General features: G+C 74.0%; 15 protein-coding genes. 8 read left to right on the top strand and 7 right to left on the bottom strand.

The genetic code is table 11. From position 1 onward, the window contains the following. Nucleotides 1-215 precede the first annotated feature (215 nt). From ACQZOG_RS10740 to ACQZOG_RS10750, 3 genes are all read left to right on the top strand, one after another. The gene (locus ACQZOG_RS10740) at nt 216-1,280 is read left to right on the top strand and encodes a PP2C family protein-serine/threonine phosphatase (protein WP_261674781.1); all 1,065 of its coding nucleotides are present in this window, start codon (nt 216-218) and stop codon (nt 1,278-1,280) included. A gap of 290 nt (nt 1,281-1,570) precedes the next feature. Beyond that, a complete protein-coding gene (locus ACQZOG_RS10745; protein ID WP_058915778.1) occupies nt 1,571-2,911 on the top strand; it encodes a hypothetical protein in 1,341 nt (446 codons plus the stop codon). 163 nt (nt 2,912-3,074) lie between these two features. After that, nucleotides 3,075-3,626 carry an NUDIX hydrolase gene (locus tag ACQZOG_RS10750; RefSeq protein ID WP_078492767.1) on the top strand — a complete coding sequence of 184 codons (552 nt, stop codon included), beginning with the start codon at nt 3,075-3,077 and terminating at the stop codon, nt 3,624-3,626. Here the strand turns inward: ACQZOG_RS10750 and ACQZOG_RS10755 are convergent. Then, the gene (locus ACQZOG_RS10755) at nt 3,623-3,988 is read right to left on the bottom strand and encodes a YybH family protein (protein WP_037638699.1); all 366 of its coding nucleotides are present in this window, start codon (nt 3,986-3,988) and stop codon (nt 3,623-3,625) included. The two genes, ACQZOG_RS10750 and ACQZOG_RS10755, sit on opposite strands and share 4 nt — an antisense overlap. A gap of 96 nt (nt 3,989-4,084) precedes the next feature. Here ACQZOG_RS10755 and ACQZOG_RS10760 point away from each other — a divergent pair, with 96 nt between their 5' ends. Further along, nucleotides 4,085-5,008: a LysR family transcriptional regulator gene (locus ACQZOG_RS10760; protein WP_058915777.1), complete on the top strand. Its 924-nt coding sequence runs from the start codon at nt 4,085-4,087 to the stop codon at nt 5,006-5,008. Nucleotides 5,009-5,024: 16 nt separating this feature from the next. Here the strand turns inward: ACQZOG_RS10760 and ACQZOG_RS10765 are convergent, their stop codons facing one another. Further along, entirely contained in the window at nt 5,025-5,885 is an 861-nt protein-coding gene (locus ACQZOG_RS10765) for a 3-hydroxybutyryl-CoA dehydrogenase (RefSeq protein ID WP_033275008.1), read from the bottom strand. Nucleotides 5,886-6,085: 200 nt separating this feature from the next. Between ACQZOG_RS10765 and ACQZOG_RS10770 the strand changes: the two genes are divergently transcribed. Next, nucleotides 6,086-7,339, top strand: a complete 1,254-nt coding sequence (locus ACQZOG_RS10770; RefSeq protein ID WP_430741460.1) for a glycoside hydrolase family 10 protein — start codon at nt 6,086-6,088, stop codon at nt 7,337-7,339. On the opposite strand, the gene ACQZOG_RS10775 is transcribed toward ACQZOG_RS10770, so the two are convergent. Beyond that, nucleotides 7,340-7,540, bottom strand: a complete 201-nt coding sequence (locus ACQZOG_RS10775; protein WP_033275010.1) for a DUF1918 domain-containing protein — start codon at nt 7,538-7,540, stop codon at nt 7,340-7,342. It abuts the gene before it with no gap. Between the two features lie 556 nt (nt 7,541-8,096). After that, nucleotides 8,097-9,014: a DMT family transporter gene (locus ACQZOG_RS10780; protein WP_106963245.1), complete on the bottom strand. Its 918-nt coding sequence runs from the start codon at nt 9,012-9,014 to the stop codon at nt 8,097-8,099. Between ACQZOG_RS10780 and ACQZOG_RS10785 the strand changes: the two genes are divergently transcribed. From ACQZOG_RS10785 to ACQZOG_RS10795, 3 genes are all read left to right on the top strand, one after another. Continuing rightward, a complete protein-coding gene (locus ACQZOG_RS10785) occupies nt 9,013-10,449 on the top strand; it encodes a PLP-dependent aminotransferase family protein (RefSeq protein ID WP_058915776.1) in 1,437 nt (478 codons plus the stop codon). The genes ACQZOG_RS10780 and ACQZOG_RS10785 overlap by 2 nt on opposite strands. 40 nt (nt 10,450-10,489) lie before the next feature. Continuing rightward, nucleotides 10,490-10,933 carry a GNAT family N-acetyltransferase gene (locus tag ACQZOG_RS10790; RefSeq protein WP_058915775.1) on the top strand — a complete coding sequence of 148 codons (444 nt, stop codon included), beginning with the start codon at nt 10,490-10,492 and terminating at the stop codon, nt 10,931-10,933. Nucleotides 10,934-11,065: 132 nt separating this feature from the next. Then, entirely contained in the window at nt 11,066-11,659 is a 594-nt protein-coding gene (locus tag ACQZOG_RS10795; RefSeq protein ID WP_359493414.1) for a histidine phosphatase family protein, read from the top strand. A 618-nt stretch (nt 11,660-12,277) separates the two neighbouring features. On the opposite strand, the gene ACQZOG_RS10800 is transcribed toward ACQZOG_RS10795, so the two are convergent. From ACQZOG_RS10800 to ACQZOG_RS10810, 3 genes are read right to left on the bottom strand one after another with little or no spacing between them, the layout of a single operon-like run. After that, entirely contained in the window at nt 12,278-14,110 is a 1,833-nt protein-coding gene (locus ACQZOG_RS10800) for a beta-galactosidase (protein WP_430741461.1), read from the bottom strand. Next, nucleotides 14,107-14,982 (bottom strand): carbohydrate ABC transporter permease, encoded by an 876-nt coding sequence (locus ACQZOG_RS10805; RefSeq protein ID WP_430741462.1) that lies wholly within the window; start codon nt 14,980-14,982, stop codon nt 14,107-14,109. Before ACQZOG_RS10805 ends, ACQZOG_RS10800 begins: the two co-directional genes overlap by 4 nt. Beyond that, nucleotides 14,979-15,965, bottom strand: coding sequence for a carbohydrate ABC transporter permease (locus tag ACQZOG_RS10810; RefSeq protein WP_261674776.1), 987 nt, complete (start codon nt 15,963-15,965; stop codon nt 14,979-14,981). Before ACQZOG_RS10810 ends, ACQZOG_RS10805 begins: the two co-directional genes overlap by 4 nt. Nucleotides 15,966-15,981 lie beyond the last annotated feature (16 nt).

Consider the following 15,981-nt stretch of genomic DNA (forward strand, 5'->3'; position numbering starts at 1 on the left):
GGCGGAGGGTGGATTCCGGTTCGGGCATATGCGGGGGTGGGCGCGGGCATGTCAGGGCTGGTCAGTGAGCGGAACTGCGGCGTCCTACCGGTTACTCACTCGTTCGGGTGACTGAGCCGGGTGATGCGTCCGGAACGGCCGTCGCGGTCGACAGAATCGGACCGGCCTCTCGAGGCCGGTCTGCGCTGTCCGGGCCTATTTGGGGGGCCATCGGCATGATCCGCTTCAACCCTGGGGCTCCCCGCGGGGCGCCACCCCGGTTCCTGTCACGGCTGCGCTCCCTCGCGGTGCCGACGGCGTGGGGCGCCGTCGCGGTGGCCTACCGGCTGACCTGCCCGCTCGCCCGGGACGACGCCCTCGGCGCGCGCCTGGTCAGCAGCGCCGTGCTGTGCGCCGTGGGAACCGGGATCGTCCTGCACTTCCGGCGCCGCATGCTCCGCGAGGTCCGGCACGCCCGCCGGATCGCCGAGGCCGCCCAGAGCGTGCTGCTGCGGCCCCCGCCGCCACGGGTCGAGGGTCTGGCCGTCGCCGCCGTCCACCTCTCCGCGGACCGGGGCGCCCGCATCGGCGGCGACCTGTACGAGGTGACGGCCACCGAGCACGGCGTACGGGCCGTCATCGGCGACGTCCGCGGCCACGGTCTCGGCGCCGTCCGGGCCGGCGCCGCCGTCCTCGGCAGCTTCCGGGAGGCCGCCCACGACGAGAAGACCCTCGACGGGGTGCTGCGCCGCCTGGAGCGCGCCATGGACCGGCACCTGCGCGAGCGGGCGCACGGCGACCACCTCGCCCCGGACGGCGCACCCGCCGCCGAGGAGTTCGTCACCGTCCTGCTGCTGGAGATCCTCCCGGACGGCGAGGTGCACGCCCTCAACTGCGGCCACCCCTGGCCCTACCGGCTGACCGGCGCGGGCGCCGAGCCGCTGGCCGAGGCCGAGCCTCTCCCGCCGCTCGGCCTGTTCCCGCTGTCGGGCGAGCTGCCCGCCACCGCGTGCGGCCGTCTGCTCCCCGGTGACATCCTCGTCCTGCATACGGATGGCGCGGAGGAGGCCCGCGACGCCGGCGGCCGCTTCTTCCCGCTCGGCGACGTCCTCGCCGAGGCGGCCCGCGACCGCCCGCAGACGCCCCAGGCCGTCCTGCGGACGGTCCTCACCGCCCTGCTCGACCACAGCGTCGGCCCGCCGAAGGACGACGTGGCCCTGCTGATCCTCAGGAACGAGCGCTGCTCCCCGCCCACGCGGCAGACCCGCGGTGTCTCCCGCTCGGCCACGGCGGACCGGTAGCGGCACGCGTCGCCCGGCCCATGCCGACCCGGGGGCGCCGCGCGAGGCCGGCGGCCGTCCGCCCCGCCACGGAGTGTCGGGCAGGCGGCCGGGCGGACGGCGAACATACGGGCCGCCGCTGTACGAGGGGGAGCCGGCGGCCCGGCCGGCCTCTTTCGAGGCAATTCAGTCAACCGGCCGGGCACACTCCGCGACAGTGCGTGCACACTGCGGATGCGGGCACTCCGTTCACACCCCGTGTGAACGCGCGGCCACTACCCTGTCCGCACCGAGCCACCGGGGGGCCCGACATGCAGCCCAACACTCTGCTGGACGCGATTCTCGACGAGGCAGGCATCTCCCACGCGGGGCTGGCCGCACACGTCAACCAGGCGGGGCGGGCACGCGGTCTGACGCTGCGCTACGAACACACCGCCGTGGCCCGGTGGCTGAAAGGACAGCGCCCCCGGGGCCAGGTGCCCGACCTGATCTGCGAGGTGCTCGCCGCCCGGCTGCGCCGCCCCGTCACCCTCGACGACATCGGCCTGGGCGTCCCCGGTGACCCGGCCGTCCCGCACACCGGTTCGCTCTCCGGCTTCGTCGAGCGGGCCACCGCCCTGTGGCGCTCCGACCAGCAGGGCCGCCCGCACCTCCTCGACGCCCCCGCCGTCACCGGCACCCCGGCCGTGATGCCCGTCTGGGAGTGGGAGAACCCGCCCGAGGACGTCGACGTCTCACGCGGCGGCCCGCACCGGGTCACCCCCGGCGACCTGGAGATGCTGCGCGCGGCCCGCGCCCACTACGAGCAGATGTACCGCAAGGCCGGAGGCATGGCGACCCGCGCCCGCATCGTCGGCTTCCTCAACGCCGAGGCGGCCCCGCTGCTGCGCGGCAGCTACACCGACGCCACCGGCCGCCAACTCCACCGCGCCACGGGCGGGCTGGTCGCCATCGCGGGCATCTGCGCCTACGACTCCGACGCCCACGGCCTCGCCCAGCGCTACTTCCACCAGGCGCTGCGGCTCGCCAAGGCCAGCGGCGACCGGGGCCTCGGCGCGTACGTCATCGCCCTGCTCGTCAACCAGTCCCTGCACATGCGGGAGTTCCGGCAGGCCGTCGCCTTCGCGGAGGCCGCGCTGCGCGCCGCCGGTCACCGCATCACGCCCGCGCTCGCCTCGGACCTGTACGCGATGCAGGCGAAGGCCTACGCCCATCTCGGAGACGCGGCAGGCGCGTTGTCCCGCATCCGGCGGGCCGAGGAGTCCGCCGAGCGCATTCACCGCGGCCACGAGCCCGACGAGACCGGCTATGTCCAGCCGGGCCTGGTCAACGTGCAGGTGGCGGAGGCGCTGTTGAGCCTCGGCGAGCTGGCGGCGGCGGGGGAGCACGCGGCGGCGGCCGTGGACACCCCGGCGCACGACCGCGGCAGGGTGCACCGGCTGGCCATGCTCTGCACGGTCGAACTGCGCCAGGGCAACGCCGACCGGGCGGTGGCCGTCGCCGTGCAGATGGCCGAACAGGCGCGCGGCATGGAGTCGCGGCGGCTGCGCGACCGGCTGCGCGAGGTGCGCGAGCATCTGATCCGCAGTGGGTGCGCGGGCACCGCGGAGGCCGCCGAACTCATCGACGGAGCGCTGCGGGTGCCGCTGTAGACGGCTCGGGCCCCCGGCGTACGAGGGGCGGCCGTGGCCGGGCCGCGCCCGGCGCGTGCCCCGCCGCGCCGCCCCATGTGTCCCGGGCGGCCCTCCGTGCGCCCTGCTGTACGGCCGCCGCTGCTGCGATATTGCCCCTTACCCATCGGAAGGCGGCAGAACCATGCAGTGGACGAAACAGAACGAACAGCATGTGTACTCAAACCGCTGGTTCAGCGTCAATCTCGCGGACGTCGAACTCCCCGACGGCCGGCACCTCGACCACTTCCTCATACGGCTGAGGCCCGTCGCCGTGGCCACGGTCGTCAACGACGCCAACGAGGTCCTGCTGCTGTGGCGGCACCGCTTCATCACCGACAGCTGGGGCTGGGAACTCGCCGCGGGCGTGGTGGAGGACGGCGAGGACGTCGCCGGGGCGGCGGCCCGGGAACTGGAGGAGGAGACCGGCTGGCGCCCGGGCCCCCTGCACCATCTGATGAGCGTGGAGCCGTCCAACGGCCTCACCGACGCCCGCCACCACATCTTCTGGTCCGACGAGGGCGAGTACGTCGGCGACCCCGTCGACGCCTTCGAGTCGGACCGCCGGGAATGGGTCCCCCTGAAGGTGGTCCCGGATCTCGTCACCCGCGGCGAGGTCCCGGCGGCCAACATGGCGGCCGCCCTGCTCCTCCTGCACCACCTGCGCCTCCCGGAAGCGGGAGGACCGCGCCTCTAGGAAGCCGGACGGACGAACTCCGGCTGGTCCAGCACCCGCAGCCAGCTCCCGTCGGGCTGCCGCCGGACCACCTGGGCCCGGGCGCCGGCCCCGTCCCTCGGCGGCGTCGAGGTCAGCGCGACATCACCGCTGACCAGGGTCGGCAGCGGCGGCTCCGGTTCGAACCGGGGGGCGTTCGCCAGCACCTTCTCCCACAGCGCACGGATCGCCTCCCGCCCGACCGTCACCTCGCCGGGCGGATACGCCATCACCGCGTCCTCCTCGTAGAGCGCGGCGACCCCGGCGGCGTCACCGGCGTTGGACCGCTCCACGAACAGCCGGGTGAGGTCCTCGGGCCGCATGGCCTTCTCGTACTCCGACACGGTTCCTCCTGATGTCTCGCTCGGACACCTCCAGCGTCAGCGCCGCCGTGTCAGAAGTCCAACAGATGGTTCTTCTGCACATTAGAATCGATAGTCATGGAGCTGAGGCAGCTGGAGTACTTCGTCGCCGTCGCCGAGGAGCGGAACTTCACGCGGGCCGCCGAGCGCGTGCACATCAGCCAGTCCGGGGTCAGCGCCCAGATCCGGCAGCTCGAACGGGAGCTGGGCGCCGAGCTGTTCGACCGCTCCGCGCGCACCGTCACGCTCACCCCCGCGGGGAAGGCCGCGCTGGACCACGCCCGGGACGCGCTCGCGGCGGCGGGGGCGGTGGGCCAGGCCGTCGACGAGGTCACCGACCTGATCCGCGGCCGCGTCACCGTCGGCATGGTCACCGGCTGCACGATCACCCCGTTGTTCGAGGCGCTGGCCGCCTTCCACACCGCTCACCCGGGCGTGGAGATCGCCCTGCTGGAGGAGGCCTCCGACCGCCTCGCCGACGGGGTCCGCACCGGCGCCCTCGACCTGGCGCTCCTCGGGGCGGCGGCCCGGACACCGGAGGGCCTGGACGCGCACACCGTCATCAGCGAGCGCCTGGTCGCGGCCGTACCTGCCGGTCATCCGCTGGAGAAGCGGCGCCGGGTCACCCTGCGCGACCTGGCCGCGTACCCGGTCGTGTGCATGCCGCCGGGCTCGGGTCTGCGCGCGGTGCTGGACCAGGCGTGCGCCGCACAGGGCGTCGAACCGGCCGTCGCGCTGGAGGCGAGCGCCGCCGACGCCATCGCCGGCCTCGCCGCTCGCGGCCTGGGCGTCGCCGTCCTCAGTGAATCGATGGCGGACGCCTACCGCGACCGCCTCACCGCCCACGTCATCACCGACGCGCACGTCCCGGCCCTGCTCGCGCTGGTCTGGCGCCCCGCCCGCAACCCCGCGCTGCGCGCCCTGCTCACGCACTGCCGGCGGGCGTTCGGCGGAAGCACCGCGGGCCCCGGGCCGGACGACCGGCCAGGGACCCGCGGATGAGCCAAGGCTCGTACGGTCACTCGTACGAGTAGAAACCCGACCCCGTCTTGCGGCCCAGTCGGCCCGCGTCGACCATGCGCTGGAGCAGCGGGGGAGCCGCGTACAGGGGCTCCTTGTACTCCTCGTACATCGAGTACGCCACCGAGGCGACCGTGTCCAGGCCGATCAGGTCGGAGAGCTTGAGCGGGCCCATCGGGTGGGCGCAGCCCATCTCCATGCCGTTGTCGATGTCCTCACGGCTGGCGATGCCCGACTCGAACATCCGGATCGCGGAGAGCAGGTACGGGATCAGCAGCGCGTTGACCACGAAGCCGGAGCGGTCCTGGGCGCGGATCGCGTGCTTGCCCAGCACCTTCTCGGTGAAGACCTGCGCGCGGCTCAGCGTGCCCTCGGAGGTGGTGAGCGCCGGAATCAGCTCGACCAGCTTCTGCACCGGGGCCGGGTTGAAGAAGTGGATGCCGATGACGTGGTCCGGGCGGGACGTGGCCACGGCCAGCTTCACCAGCGGGATGGAGGAGGTGTTCGACGCCAGGATCGCGTCGGGGCGGGTCACCACCTGGTCGAGCACCTGGAAGATCTCCGTCTTCACCTGCTCGTTCTCGACGACCGCCTCGATCACCAGGTCACGGTCGGCGAACTCGCCGAGGTCCGTGGTGAAGGTCAGCCGGGCCTGCGTGGCCTCCAGCTCCTCCTCGCTGATCTTGCCGCGCTCCGCCGCCTTCGACAGGGAGTTGAACAGCCGGGTACGGCCGATCTCCAGGGCTTCGCCGGTGGTCTCGGCGACCTTGACGTCCAGCCCGGAACGGGCGCACACCTCGGCGATACCCGCGCCCATCTGACCGCAGCCCACCACTCCGACGCGTTCGATGTCGGTCACATCGTCCCTTTCGCTACTGCTTACGGCTGTGGCAGGGTGCCGGGTCCCGGCGCCTGCTCCGTTCGTGCACGTTACTCCGAAGTATCGATGATCGATCGCGGGGGTGGGGCATCCTGGCCGGGGAAACCGCCCTGACCAGGCGGTTCCGGGACGATCGTGACAGATGTCGCCACGGCGGAGGCAGGGGGGCGAGGGTGCGGGTGTCACGCAGGCGGTTCGCGGCGGCGGCGCTGGCCGCGCTCGCGACGACGGCGCAGGGGTCCGCCGCACCGAGGCGGACACCGGACACGGGCACGGCGGGCGGGCCCGGACGGGGAGGCGCGGCGGGCGGTGAGATGCGGGGCATGTGGGTGGCCACCGTCACCAACCGGGACTGGCCGTCACGGCCCGGCCTGAGCGCCGACAGGCAGCGCGCCGAACTGCTCGCCCACCTCGACGCGGCCGTCCGCGCCCGCCTCAACACGGTGATGCTCCAGGTCCGGCCCACGGCCGACGCGCTGTGGCAGTCGCCGCACGAGCCGTGGTCGCAGTACCTCACCGGCACGCAGGGCGCCGACCCCGGCTGGGACCCGCTCGGCACGGCGGTCGCGGAGGCGCACGCGCGGGGGCTGCACCTGCACGCCTGGTTCAACCCGTACCGCGTCGCCCTGCACGCCGACCCCGCCCGGCTCGCCGCCTCCCACCCGGCGCGCCGCAACCCCGGCTGGGTCGTCCCGTACGGCGGGAAGCTCTATTACGACCCGGGGCTCCCCGAGGTCCGGGCGTTCGTGCGGGAGGCGATGCTGGACGCGGTGCGCCGGTACCCGGTCGACGGGGTCCACTTCGACGACTACTTCTACCCGTACCCGGTGGCCGGGCAGACCTTCGACGACGACGCCGCCTACGACCGGTACGGCGCCGCCTTCCCGGACCGGGCGGCCTGGCGGCGCGACAACGTCGACCGGCTGGTCCACGAGACGGCCGACGCGATCCGGACGATCCGCCCCGGCACCCGCTTCGGAATCAGCCCCTTCGGGGTGTGGCGCAACGCCGACGTCGACCCGCGCGGCTCCGCCACCCGCGCGGGCGTCCAGTCGTACGACGACCTGCACGCGGACACGCGGAAGTGGGCGCGGGAGAACTGGATCGACTACATCTGCCCGCAGCTGTACTGGTGTGTCGGATTCGCCGCCGCCGACTACGCGAAGCTGCTGCCCTGGTGGGCCGACGTCGTACGCGGCTCGGGCACGCGGCTGTACGCGGGGGAGGCGCTGTACAAGGCGGGGGACCCGGCGCAGCCCGCTGCCTGGCAGGACCCCGCCGAACTGTCCCGTCACCTCACACTGGCGAAGACGTACCCCGAGGTGCGGGGGCACGTGTTCTTCGCGGCACGCGAGGTGACGGAAGACCCGGTCGGGGCGATGGCACGGGTGGTGGCCGACCACTACGGCCGGCCCGCCGGGCCCCCGTCCTGATCAGTGCCGGGTCACGACCTCCCGGTGCCGGATCTCGGTGTCGGGGCCGGGGGAGCAGATGCCCTCGTGCCCGTCCTCGAACCGGACCCGGTACGGCGGGTCGCCGTCCCGGCCGAGTACTTCGACGATCTCGCCGGCCTTGTCGTGCTGGCCGACCACCCTGCCGTGCTGGACAAGCCGGTCACCCACGGTTGCGCGCATCGTCGCCTCCTCACCTCACGGGAGCAGCGGTCCATGCTCCTCCGAGTCTACGGCGGGGACTCCGCGACGGCAGCGGTCCGGCCGCGATGCCAGGGGCACGCGGCCGGGCTTGATCCGCCCAGGCGGGAGCACGCCTGGCTGGGTGCCGCGTCCCGGCCGCTTGCGCACGGAGTGGGTCACACGGCTCGGGGCCGCGTGCCGGGGCGGGTGTGCGCCCGACGGCGGGTCCTCAGGGATACGCGCCCCGGACGCCAGGCGTCGCTGGGGGGTCACCCCGGCGGCCACGCGGGTCCGCGGTGCCTGTACCGCCGGGTGGCCGTCGGGCGTGGGAGGCCGGGCCAGTTGCTGCGGCTGACATGACCGCGCGAGGTGTTCACGACCTGTGTCGCGGTGCGTCCGCGCGCTCGCCTGGCGAGGCTCTGCCCGCCCGGCGGCGGATGAGCCGCGTGCGCGCACAACCACTGCCCGGCCCCTCGCCCCGCCGTCCGCACGGCGCAGGGCCATGCGTCCGCGCCCCCGCCGTGCCGCGCCCGATGCGGTCGGCCGCGTCCGCGGCCTATCCCCGCGTCCGCTGCGTCACCGCGATGCACACCAGGACCGCGGCCGCCGTGACCGGGGCGGCCCACGGGAGGTGTTCGCCCAGGAGGAAGACCGACCAGAACAAGGTCAGCAGCGGCTGGGCCAGTTGCAGCTGGCTGGCCTTCGGGATGCCGATGGAGGCCATGCCCCGGTACCAGACGATCAGGCCGAGGAACTGGGAGCCCGCCGCCACCCACAGCAGGCCGGTCACGCTGTGCGCGGTCAGGTGGACCGGCTCGACGGTCAGCGCGACCGCCGCCACCGGCACCGTGAGCGGCAGACACAGCACGAGCGCCCAGCCGATGACCTGCCAGCCCGGCATGGTCCCGGCCAGCCGGCCGCCCTCGGTGTAGCCGGCCGCGCAGATCAGCAGGGCGCCGAAGAGGTACAGGTCCGCCGTCGTCAGCGCGCCCCCGCTCTGCTGCACGGTGAACGCCACCACCGCCGCCGCGCCGGCCAGGGCCGCCGCCCAGAAGGTGCGGGAGGGCCGTGTGCCCGTCCGCAGGGACGAGAAGAGGGCCGTGGTGAGCGGCAGCAGCCCGACGACGACCGCGGCGTGCGCCGTCGTGGACGTCTGCAGCGCCAGCGTGGTCAGCATCGGGAAACCGAGCACCACCCCCGCCGCGACCACGGCGAGCCCCGCCCAGTGACGGCGGGCGGGGAGCGGAACGCGCAGGACCAGCAGACAACCCCCGGCGATCACCGCCGCGAGCGCGCTGCGCACCGCCACCAACGACCACGGGCCGAAACCCTCCAGGCCCCAGGCGGTGGCGGGGAAGGTCAGGGAGAAGGCGACCACCCCGAGGGCGGCCTGGAGGGTGCCGAAGCCACGGCCGCGCGAGGGAGCGGGAACTGCTATCGGGAGCGCGGCAGTAGCGCTACTCTGTGCTCTCATGCACGACAGTAGCAGCGTGGGTGAGCTGGCGGAACAGCTCCGACAGGAGCTGGACCGCTACTCTCCCGGCGAGAAGCTCCCGTCCAGCCGCGCCCTCGTCGAGCGGTTCCGGGTCAGCCCCGTGACCGTCTCCCGGGCCCTGGCACGGCTCGCCGCCGAGGGGCTGGTCGTCACCCGCCCCGGAGCCGGCGCCTTCCGCTCCGTGCCCCGCACACCGGCCGCCCCCACCGGCGACACCTCCTGGCAGGAGGTCGCCCTCAGCGCCGACGGCGCCGCCGACCTCGTCCCCCGCTCGGTCGACGCGTCCGGCGTCCTAGTCTCGCTCGCCGCCCCCGCCCCCGGGGTGATCGAGTTCAACGGCGGCTATCTGCACCCCTCGCTCCAGCCGGAGCGCGCCATGGCCGCCGCGCTGGCCCGCGCCGGACGCAGGCCGGGGGCGTGGGGGAGGCCGCCCATGGAAGGCCTGCCCGAGCTGCGCGAATGGTTCGCGCGCGCCGTCGGCGGACCCGTCACGGCGGCCGGCGTGCTGATCACCGCCGGCGGACAGTCCGCCCTCACCACCGCCCTGCGCGCCCTCGCCCCGCCCGGCGCGCCCGTCCTCGTCGAATCGCCCACCTACCCCGGCATGCTCGCCATCGCCCGCGCCGCCGGACTCCGCCCGGTGCCCGTCCCGGTCGACGCCGACGGCGTACGCCCGTCCCTGCTCGCCGACGCCTTCCGCGCGACCGGCGCCCGCGTCTTCGTCTGCCAGCCCCTCTTCCAGAACCCCACCGGCGCCGTCCTCGCCCCCGACCGGCGCGCCGAGGTGCTGCGCATCGCACGGCAGGCCGGCGCGTTCGTCGTCGAGGACGACTTCGTCCGGAGGCTCGTGCACGAGGACGCGGGCCCGCTGCCGCGCCCGCTCGCCGCCGACGACCCCGACGGCGTGGTGGTGCACGTCAGCTCGCTGACCAAGGCCACCTCGCCCAGCTTCCGGGTGAGCGCCCTCGCCGCGCACGGCCCGGTGCTGGAACGGCTGCGGGCCATCCAGATCGTCGACACCTTCTTCGTGCCGCGCCCGCTCCAGGAGGCCACCCTGGAACTGGTCGGCTCCGCCGCATGGCCCCGCCACCTGCGCTCCATCGCCGCCGCCCTGCGCACCCGCCGCGACGCCATGACCGCCGCGCTCCGCCTCCAACTGCCCGGCCTCGCCCTGCCGCACGTCCCCTCCGGCGGCTACCACCTGTGGCTGCGCCTGCCCGACGGCGCGTCCGAGTCCGCACTGACCGCGGCCGCCCTGCGCGCGGGGGTCGCCGTCACCCCCGGACGCCCCTACTTCAGCGCCGAACCGCCCGCCGGACACCTGCGGCTGAGCTTCGCCGCCGTGGCCGGCACGGGTGAGATCACGGAGGGGGTGCACCGGCTGCGGGCGGCCTGGTCCCAGGTGGTGGGATAAGGGGTCGACGCCCGCCGCCACCGGCTGCCAGCATCGGCGCATGACTGCCGACCCGCGCCTGCCCGAGGGCTACGAGATCTCCACCGACCCCGCCCGGATCGACGCCGGCACGGTGCACCGGTGGCTGTCCACCGACGCGTACTGGGCCCTCGGCCGCCCCCGCGAGACACAGGACAAGGCGATCGGCGGCTCGCTCAACTTCGGCGTGTACGACACGGTCACCGGCGCGCAGATGGCGTACGCCCGCGTCATCACCGACCGGGCCACCTTCGCCTGGCTGTGCGACGTGTACGTGGACCCCGCCGTCCGCGGCAAGGGCCTCGGCACGGCGCTCGTCACGGCCGTACGGGACGAGGTACGCGAGTACGGCGTACGGCGCGTCCTGCTCGCCACGCACGACGCGCACGAGGTGTACGCGCCCCTCGGGTTCCGGCCACTGGAGCGGCCGGACCAGTGGATGGCGCTCGTCTTCGAGCAGTCCTGACGCCGGCCCCGGTGGGCGCATAGGGCCGGGTTGTGCCGTATGCCCCCGGCGGAGGGTGAGGGTGGCGCCACCGAGCGTCATGGCCGGTCGGCACCTCTTGACCGGCCGACCCCTGCGGCTGACCATCGCCGCATGGCACTTCGGGTCACGTTCGTCGCAGCGGCGGGGAGCTCCACGGTGCTGTCCGAGCGCTTCGAGGACCCCCGGCCGCTGGACCAGGCCGGATGGAGCGAGGTGCAACGCGCCGCGCACGAACTGCTGCCCCTGGCCGCGGCCGACCTGCGCTACTGCTCCCCGGCCCCGCGCAGCCGCGCGACCGGGGAGGGGCTCGGCTACGCGCCGCTCGTCCAGCTCGCCCTGCGCGACTGCGACATGGGGCGCTGGCGCGGACTGACCCTCGGCGAGGCGATGGCCCGTGAGCCGGAGGCGGTGGACGCCTGGCTGGCCGACCCGCGGTCCACGCCCCACGGCGGGGAGTCCCTGCTGGACTTCATCGGACGCGTCGGCAACTGGCTCGACACCCGGCCCGCCGAGGACGGCTGCCGGGTGGTCGCGGTGGCCGAGCCGTCGGTGATCCGCGCGGCGCTCGTCTACGCGCTGAAGGCCCCGCCTGCCACCTACTGGAGCATCGACGTCCGCTCGCTGTCGACGATCGGCGTGGCCGGACGGCCGGGGCGATGGAGCCTGCGGCTGGAGAGCGTGTGCGGCCAGCCCACCCGCGCGTAGGCCCGACGGACCGGGCCCCGGCCCACCCGCCCGTACCGGTCGACGGGGTCCGGTCGCCGGCCGGTCCGCGCACCAGCGGCCCGCGTCGCCGACGGTGAGCCGCCCCGGTGCGGGCCGCCCGAGCGGGGCGGCCGAGCGGGGCGGCCGACGGCACCGGCGGTTGCCGAGTCCGGGCAGGGCAACGGGCGGCCGGCCGCCTGCGCGGACGCCGCTGTCCCACGGCGCCGGGGCCGCCCCTGGGCTGGGGTGTGCCGTGCCCCGGGGGTGCCTCCTGCCTGGGGTGTTCCCCCGGTGTCGGCTCCTGCCTGCGGTGTTCCCCTGGCGCCGGGGCCGCCGCTTGCCTGGGTCTCGCGGCGACGGGGCCGCCCCTTGCCTGGGGTGTGCCGTGCCCCGGGGGTGCCTCCTGCCCGGGGTGTTCCCTCCTGGCACCCGGGTCCTCCCTTGCCCAGGGTGTCCCGCCCCGGCACCGGCACCCTCCCTTGCCCGAGGCGGGACCGCCGTCCGGAACCGGGGCGGTCCCGTGGGTTCCCGTGACGACGAGCGCGGCGCACCGCGACGCCCGTGACCGCGGTGCGTGCGCGCCGCCGCTCCGCGGCGACGCCGTGGCCACCGTCGCCGTCAGTCGAACGTCTCGACGTACTCCTCCGGCGGGCCGAGCTCGGGGCGGTCGCACAGGACGATCCGTTCGCCGAAGCGCTCCGTCTCCAGCACCGTCAGGGTGTTCTCACCGGCGCGCAGCAGCGGCCGCGGGAGGTAGAGCGTCCGCTGCGGGCCGGTCTCCCAGTAGCGGCCCAGGAGGGTTCCGTTGATCCAGAGGAATCCCTTGCCGAAGCCGGGGAGGGCGACGAAGGCGTCCGCGGGCTCGGCGACCTCCAGCCATGCCTCGGCGAAGCCCGCCCGCCCGTGGGGGGCCGCGGCTGAGGCAGCCCGGGCGATGTCCCCGGGTGCCCACTCGTCCAGCGGCAGCCGGTGCATGCTCCAGTTGTGCACCTGCCGGCGGTCCACGAGCACACCGCCGAGGATGCCCTTCCCCTGGCCGAGCAGCGGGCCGTAGTTGATCCTGCCCTGGTTCTCCACCAGCAGCTCCAGCCGGACGCGTCGTCCGGCGCCACGCACGGTGACCGAGGCGGAGTCGCCGTCCAGCACGCCCACGGGTTCCCCGTCGACGAACACCTGCGCACGGTCGTGCAGCTGCCGCACGGACACGGTCACGTGCTCCGGCGGGAGGAGCGGTTCCGCCGTGTACAGCACCAGCCCGGCGGCCTGCCCCAGTTCGCCGAAGCTCAGCGGCACGGGTGCGCGTACCGGCTCGGCCGCGGCGCGCAGCCCTTCCAGCAGGGGCGCACGCCGGGTCAGCTCCAGTGTGCGCGGCTCCAGCAGGGGCGGGTCCGCGGGCACGGGCCGGTCCGCCACGGTGGGATCGACGGCGGCCAGCCGCTCCCGCAGGGCGAAGAACTTCGGGGTGAGGCCCCCGTGTTCGGCGACCGGCGCGTCCGAGTCGTAGCTGGTGACGGTCGGCTGGAGCCGCTCGCCGTCGTGATTGGCGCCCGCCCAGAGGCCGAAGTTGGTGCCGCCGTGCGCCATGTACAGACTCACCGAACCGCCCTCGGCGAGGATGCCGTCCAGGGCGTCCGCCGCGCTGTCGGCCGAACGCACGTGGTGGTGCTCCCCCCAGTGGTCGAACCAGCCGTTCCAGAACTCCGCGCAGAAGAAGGGCTCGCCCCGCCGTCGTGCCCGCAGCAGGGCCGCTGCCTGAGCGGGTCGGGAACCGAACGTGGCGGCCGCCAGTTCCCCGGCCAGGGAGCCGCCGTCCTGCATCAGCGTCGTCGGGCCGTCGGCCGTGTAGAGGAGTTCCGTGATCCCCCGCCCGGCCAGCGCGTCCCGCACCCAGCGGACGTAGGAGTGGTCGTCGCCGTAGCTGCCGTACTCGTTCTCGATCTGCACGGCCACCACCGGACCGCCCCGGCCGGCCTGGAGGGCGGCGATCCGGGGGATCAGCTCGTCGAACCAGCGGCCCACCGCCTCCAGGAAGGGCGGATGGGAGGTCCGCAGCCGCATGCCGGGAGTGTCCGTGAGCCAGGCGGGCAGCCCGCCGTTGTCCCATTCCGCGCAGATGTAGGGGCCAGGCCGCACGATGGCGTCCAGTCCCTCCTCCTGGGCGAGCCGCACGAAGCGTTCCAGGTCGCGCGGGCCCGCGAAGTCGACGTCACCCCGGCCGCGCTCGTGGAAGTTCCAGGGCACGTAGGTGTCCACGGTGTTGAGTCCGAGGGCGGACAGCCTCCGGAGCCGGTCGGCCCACTGGTCGGGATGGACACGGAAGTAGTGCAGGGAGCCCGCCAGGACGCGGTGCGGGCGCCCCTCGCGCAGCAGCACCCCGTCCGTGAAGGTGAGGGCGGGCGGTTCGCCGGCAAGGGATCCGTGTCCCACGGCGCCGCGCTCGGAGACGGTCATTTCAAGGCTCCCGCGGTCATGCCCGCGCGCCAGAACCGCTGCAGTGAGAGGAAGGCGAGCAGGAGGGGGACGATGGACACGAGCGAGCCCACGACCACGAGCGCGGGCGGTACGGCGACATGGCTGGCGTTCCAGCCGACCAGGCCCACCGTGACGGGCTGGAGCCGGTCGTCGCCGAGGACCATCGCGGGCAGCAGGTAGTTGTTCCAGATCTCCACGAACTGGAACAGCAGGATGGTCACCAGGGCGGGCAGCATCATCCGCACCGAGACGGAGCGGAAGATGCGGAACTCGCTCGCGCCGTCGATCCGGCAGGCTTCCAGTACCTCGTCCGGGACGCTCTGCGCGGCGAACACCCGGCAGAGGTAGACACCGAACGGACTGACCACGCTGGGCAGCAGCACGGCCAGCGGGTTGTCGATCAGCCCCACGCCGGAGAACATCAGGTACAGCGGGAGGGTGAACAGCACCTTCGGGATGAGCACCGCCGCCAGCACCACGCCGAACAGCAGCCCTCGCCCGGGAAAGCGGTACTTGGCCAGGACGTAGCCGGCCAGGGCCGAGAACACCGTGCCCACCAGTGCTCCGACGCCGCAGTAGAGCACACTGTTGAGCATCCAGCGCCAGAAGATGCCGCCGTCCTGGCTGCCGAGCCGCGCGATGTTGTCGAAGAGCCCGAAACCGTCGAACCAGAGGCCGGTGCCGGAGAACTGCTCGCCGAACGGCTTCGTGGCGGACACCAGCAGCCACCACAGGGGCAGCAGGAAGTAGAAGGCCGACAGGCCCAGCAGGGCGGTGACCACGACCCGGCTCGGCAGACTCGTGTCACGCCGGGGGCGGATCACGGACGGTCTCGTGGTGGTCGTGCTCATTCCTGCTCTCCCCGGGTGGTGAACTTGAAGAAGACGAACGACACGACACCCACCAGTACGGCGAGGAGAACGGACTGGGCCGCCGCGTACGGATAGTTGCCCGCCGCGATCGCGCTCTGCGCGGACATGATCGGGGTGAACGTCGAGGAGACCGCGCCGTCGGAGACGGGCTGGAGCACCACCGGCTCGTTGTAGAGCTGGGCCGAGCCGATGATCGAGAAGACGGCGGTGAGCACCAGCGCGCCGCGTACCGCCGGCACCTTGATGCTCCAGGCGATGCGCACGGCCGACGCGCCGTCCATCCGGGCGGCCTCCAGCACCTCCGCGGGGATGGACTGCAGTGCCGCGTAGATGATGATCATGTTGTAGCCGGTCCAGCTCCAGGTGACGATGTTCGCCACCGACCACAGCACCAGGTCGCTGTCGAAGAACGGGACGGTGAACCCCAGCGGCTCCAGCATCCGGTTGACCGGGCTCGACTGCGGTGAGTACATGAACGACCAGACGAGGGCGGCGCTCACCCCGGGGATCGCGTAGGGCAGGAAGCCGGAGAGGCGGAAGAAGCCCTTGCCGCGCGCGGACCGGGAGTCGATCAGAAGGGCGAGGACGAGGGCCACGCCCAGCATCACGGGGACCTGGACCACGCCGAACAGGGCGATCCGGCCGAGGGAGGAGAGGAACGCGCCGTCGTCGAGGGCCCGCCCGTAGTTGCCGAACGGGTCGAACTCCTCGGTCGGGGGCGTCAGTCCGAGCCCCGACCGCCGGACGGTGTACAGGCTCTTCACCGCGGCGTAGACGATCGGCGCGACGTACATGCCGAGGAAGAGGACGACGAACGGGGCGCAGAACAGCAAGGGGCTCCGCGAGCCCCGCCGGCGCTGACGCGGACCTGCGGGAGCGCGGCGGGAACCGGCGGGCGGCGGTCCGCCGGTGGCCCCTTCGCTGCTGCTTCGGGTGTCCGCCGGGGCGGCGGCGTCGGTCACGGAGCTGATCCTCACT

The sequence above is a fragment of the Streptomyces sp. P13-3-3 genome (genome assembly GCF_050571355.1).
Taxonomy (GTDB): Bacteria; Actinomycetota; Actinomycetes; order Streptomycetales; family Streptomycetaceae; genus Streptomyces; species Streptomyces althioticus.